Annotated in this window: 5 protein-coding genes; 4 read left to right on the top strand and 1 reads right to left on the bottom strand. The window is 70.9% G+C overall.

Annotated features, from left to right (window positions below; translation table 11 throughout):
* Both DJ74_RS04725 and DJ74_RS04720 read left to right on the top strand, forming a co-directional pair.
* On the top strand, positions 1-699 hold a 699-nt coding region (locus tag DJ74_RS04725), incomplete at its 5' end, for a DICT sensory domain-containing protein (protein ID WP_094526512.1).
* Positions 696-1,109 carry a disulfide bond formation protein B gene (locus DJ74_RS04720; RefSeq protein WP_094524990.1) on the top strand — a complete coding sequence of 138 codons (414 nt, stop codon included), beginning with the start codon at positions 696-698 and terminating at the stop codon, positions 1,107-1,109. The genes DJ74_RS04725 and DJ74_RS04720, both read left to right, overlap by 4 nt.
* 33 nt (positions 1,110-1,142) lie before the next feature.
* On the opposite strand, the gene DJ74_RS04715 is transcribed toward DJ74_RS04720, so the two are convergent.
* On the bottom strand, positions 1,143-1,679 hold the full coding sequence (locus DJ74_RS04715; protein WP_094526511.1) for a multiprotein bridging factor aMBF1: 537 nt from the start codon (positions 1,677-1,679) through the stop codon (positions 1,143-1,145).
* Positions 1,680-1,822: 143 nt separating this feature from the next.
* Between DJ74_RS04715 and aroA the strand changes: the two genes are divergently transcribed.
* Together aroA and DJ74_RS04700 are read left to right on the top strand one after the other, a co-directional pair.
* The gene (aroA, locus tag DJ74_RS04710; RefSeq protein WP_094526510.1) at positions 1,823-3,214 is read left to right on the top strand and encodes a 3-phosphoshikimate 1-carboxyvinyltransferase; all 1,392 of its coding nucleotides are present in this window, start codon (positions 1,823-1,825) and stop codon (positions 3,212-3,214) included.
* Positions 3,215-3,741: 527 nt separating this feature from the next.
* Positions 3,742-4,193 (top strand): arsenical pump-driving ATPase GET3 (locus tag DJ74_RS04700; RefSeq protein ID WP_217900316.1); only part of this gene is annotated, 452 nt, incomplete at its 3' end.

Here is a 4,193-nt window from a genome sequence, read left to right as displayed (position 1 = left end):
GAGCAACTCCGCGAGTACTTCGCCGACCGCAACGTCCGGATCGTCGAGGAACGGACCGAGGAGGGACCGGAAGGGTACGCCGTTCTCTCCCGCGACGGCGACCTCGTCACCGCCGTCGGCGTGGAGGAACTCCTCCCCGGTATCGACGGCGAATCCGACGCGAGCGACGACGACTCGTCGGACGGGCGGGAGCCCGGCCCCCCCGACCGGCAGCGGGTCGGCGAGCCGATCCTCGACCACCTCGATGAGACGATGTTCACGTCCTACTCCCGGGAGGACATGGTCGCCGCGTCCCGGGAGATCGAGGACCGCGCGTGGCGCGTCGGCGACGGCGAGCTCCACGCCGGGTTCCAGACCCTCGACGTCCTCACCGGCGAGGCGGACACGTACGACCTCTTAGGCGAGAAGGAGCGGCTCAGCGTCCACGCGTACGCCGCGAACGAGGGCGACCCGCCGGACGTCGAACACTACACGGTCCACGTCGGGGAGACCGCCGAGATCCGCGAGACGTGGTTCGTCGCGTACGACGGCGGCGGCTACGACGACGCGAAGTGCGCGCTGCTCGCCGAGGAGCGCGCGCCCGGCGAGTTCTTCGGCTTCTGGAGCTACGACCCCGAGACGGTCGATTACATCATCGACTACCTGGCGGAGCGGTACGGGGGATCGGAGCAGACGGACGACGGCGGAGCGACGGTGTGACCGGCCGCCCCTCGGAGGCGACGGTCTGGCTGTCGGCCGCGACGCTCGTCGCGACGGTCGCGACCGCGGGGAGCCTCTGGTTGAGCCTCGGGCTCGGGCTCGCGCCCTGCGACCTGTGTTGGTACCAGCGGATCCTCATGTACCCGCTCGTCGCGGTGCTCGGCGTCGCGACGGTCGAGGCACGGCCGGCGGTCTCGCGAACCGCGCTCCCGCTCGTGGCTCCCGGACTGGCCCTCTCGGCGTACCACTCGTACCTCCAAGCGACGCAGGGACAGTGCACGCTCGGCGGTCCGTGCGCGACCGTTCAGTGGCAGAGCCCGTCCCTCGGACTCACGATCCCGAACCTCTCGCTCGTCGCGTTCGTACTGCTCGCGGTCCTGCTCGTCGGGATGCGGCTACGCGTCGAATAAGAGCGGAGCGGCGAACGCCGCGCGACGGTGTCTTCAGTCCTTCCGCTTGACCACGTCGCCGAGCGTCATCGTCCCCGAGTCGCCGCCGTTCCAGTCGGCGTCCTCGACGGACTCGCCCTCGACGAGCGAGATGTCGAGCGCCCGCTCCAGCTTCCGCTGGACCTCGTCGGTCGGGAGGGTGTCGCCGCGTTCGAGCTTGCGGATGAGGCTGGCCTTCTCGTTGAGCTGGTCGGCCAGCTCCTCTTGGCTGAGCCCGCGGGACTCGCGGGCGTTCCGGATCTGATCGTCGTAGTCGGTGGCGATCTCGTCCATGTCGTCGAACATGTCGCGCGGCCGCGTCGAGCCGCCCGAGGAGCCGCCGGACCCCGAGGCGCCGGACGACGAGCCTGAGGCGGACGACTTCCCGGTGCTCGAGCTCGTGGAGTACTTGCTGCCACCGGAGCCGGTGGACTCGTCGCGGACCTCTGTGCCGAAGTCCGTACACGAGCTACACAGCTCCAGTTCGGCGCCTTCGACCTTCGTCGTCGTCAGCGAGGCTTGGTCGGCGCCGCACATCTCACACTGGGGCATACGCGACGCTAACGCTCCCGGTGGTATAAAGGGTGCGCCGGGGCGCCGCGACGGAACCGATCGACCGCGTCCGCGGCCGTTCGCCCCGCGACGAGTCGTGCCGCGTCCGGTACCGACTTGTCGCCGCGCCCGGCAGAGGTGGTATGGACGTCCACGTCACCAACTCGACCGTGCGGGGGACGACCCGCGCGCCGCCCTCGAAGAGCTACACGCACCGCGCGCTGCTCGCCGCCGGGTACAGCGACGGCGCGACCGTGCGGTCCCCGCTCGTCTCCGCTGACACGCGGGCGACCGCCCGCGCCGTGACCGCCTTCGGCGGCGCGGTCGGGCCGGAGTCCGGGAGCGACGTCGCCGACGCCGACACCGACGCGCTCGTCCCCGACGGCGCCGAGTCCCTCTCAGTCGACGGCTTCGACGGCCGGCCGGCGGTCCCCGACGACGTGATCGACTGCGCGAACTCCGGGACGACGATGCGGCTGGTCACGGCCGCGGCCGCGCTCGCCGACGGCGCGACGGTGCTGACGGGGGACGGGTCGCTCCGGTCGCGCCCGCAGGGGCCGCTCCTGACGGCCCTCACGGACCTCGGCGTCCGCGCGGAGTCGACCCGGGGTAACGGCCAGGCGCCGCTGGTTATCTCCGGGCCCCTCGCGGGCGGCGAGGTGGCGATCCCGGGCGACGTCTCCTCGCAGTACGTCACCGCGCTGCTGATGGCCGGCGCGGTCACCGACCGGGGGATCGAGATCGATCTGACGACCGACCTCAAGTCGGCGCCGTACGTCGACATCACGCTCGAACTGCTCGACGACTTCGGCGTCGAGGCGACCCCCGTGGGGGCCGACGGGGAGGCGCTCGACGGCGCCGCCGGCGCGGCGGGGTTCGTCGTCGAGGGCGGCCAGTCGTACGCGCCCGCCGGCGGGAGCTACGCCGTCCCCGGCGACTTCTCGTCCATCTCGTACCTCGTCGCGGCCGGGGCGGTCGCGGCCGGCTCCGGCGAGTCCGTCCGGATCGAGGGCGCTCGCCCGAGCGCGCAGGGCGACTCCGCGATCGTCGACATCGCGGAGCGCATGGGCGTCGACGTCGAGTGGGACCGCGACGAGGGAGTCATTTCCGTCCGACGTTCGGACCTCTCGGGCGTCGAGGTCGACGTGGGCGACACGCCCGACCTCCTCCCCACCATCGCCGCGCTCGGCGCGGTCGCCGACGGCGACACCCGGATCACGAACTGCGAGCACGTCCGGTACAAGGAGACCGACCGCGTCGCCGCGATGGCCGAGGAGCTGACGAAGATGGGCGCCGAGACGACCGAGGAGCCGGACGTCCTGACGATCCACGGGTCCGAGAGCGACCTGCGGGGGGCGACCGTCGACGGCCGCGCCGATCACCGGATCGTGATGTCGCTCGCCGTGGCCGCGCTCGCCGCCGAGGGCACCACGACGATCCGCGGCGGCGAGCACGTCGACGTCTCGTTCCCGGACTTCTTCGACGCGATGGCCGACCTCGGGATGGCCGTCGAGCGCGAGGGTACGGGCGAGTAGACGCAATATATAAATACCGCAAGACTGCAGCGGCGATTATTTATAAACGAACGGCGGTGCAGTGGCGCGTGCCTGCGAGGTCGCTTCGCGGCCGAGCAGCACGCGCGAGGGAGTCGCGAACGAAGTGAGCGACGAGGCTGGGGAGGTGTGAGGCTGCGGTGCGGTTGCGGGTGGATGGGACTCAAAGGGGCAGTCGCGAGGACGAAGACGGGCGATGCAAGCACCGCAGGGAGCGAGTGAAACGAGCGACTGAGGAGCGCAGCGAGCCCATCGAGTCCTCGCGACTGGGGCTTTGGAGGTGTTCACCGCCGATTCGCGGTCAACTATTTCCAACCGAGCGACTGGGGCTTTGGAGGTGTTCACCGCCGATTCGCGGTCAACCATTTCCAACCGAGCGACTGGGGCTTTGACGTCATTCGCCGAGATAGCGACAGTCACTCTGATTGTCTATTTTCCACGATCTGACTCCCACGAGTCCCCTTCGTAAGACCGACGAGTACACAAACGCGCCGCGCCCACGACCCGGTATGGACGACATCGACGTCGAACCCGTGGATCGCGTCGAGGAGCCCGAGAGCGACGAGGACGCCGCGGGCGACGGCGAGCACGGAGCCGGCGGTCACGAGACCGACGCCACCGACGCCGACCTCCCGGCCGAGACGGACGCCGCCACGGCCCTCCCCGAGGGCGTCGACGCCCCCGAGTACGTCCTCTACGGCGGGAAGGGCGGGGTCGGGAAGACCACGATGGCGGCCGCGACGGGGCTCTCCTCGGCCGCGGGCGGCGTCCGCACGCTCGTCGTCTCGACGGACCCGGCGCACTCCCTCTCGGACACCTACGAGACGGACATCCCGGCGGAGCCGACGCGCATCCGCGAGGACATCCCGCTGTTCGCCGCGGAGATCGACCCCGACGACGCGATGGAGGAGGGGATGTTCGGCGCGGACGGCGACCCCCTCGGCGGCATGGGCGAGATGGG

It is taken from the genome of Halorubrum sp. Ea8, from assembly GCF_002252925.1.
GTDB lineage: Archaea > Halobacteriota > Halobacteria > Halobacteriales > Haloferacaceae > Halorubrum.
Note: the sequence above shows the minus strand (reverse complement) of the source record. Positions and strands in the feature narration are given on the sequence as shown.

What these genes read in the sequence shown, in the direction of transcription:
- aroA (WP_094526510.1), top strand. Translation starts at nt 1,823, where the DNA reads ATGGACGTCCACGTCACCAACTCGACCGTGCGGGGGACGACCCGCGCG.
- DJ74_RS04715 (WP_094526511.1), bottom strand. Translation starts at nt 1,679, where the DNA reads ATGCCCCAGTGTGAGATGTGCGGCGCCGACCAAGCCTCGCTGACGACG.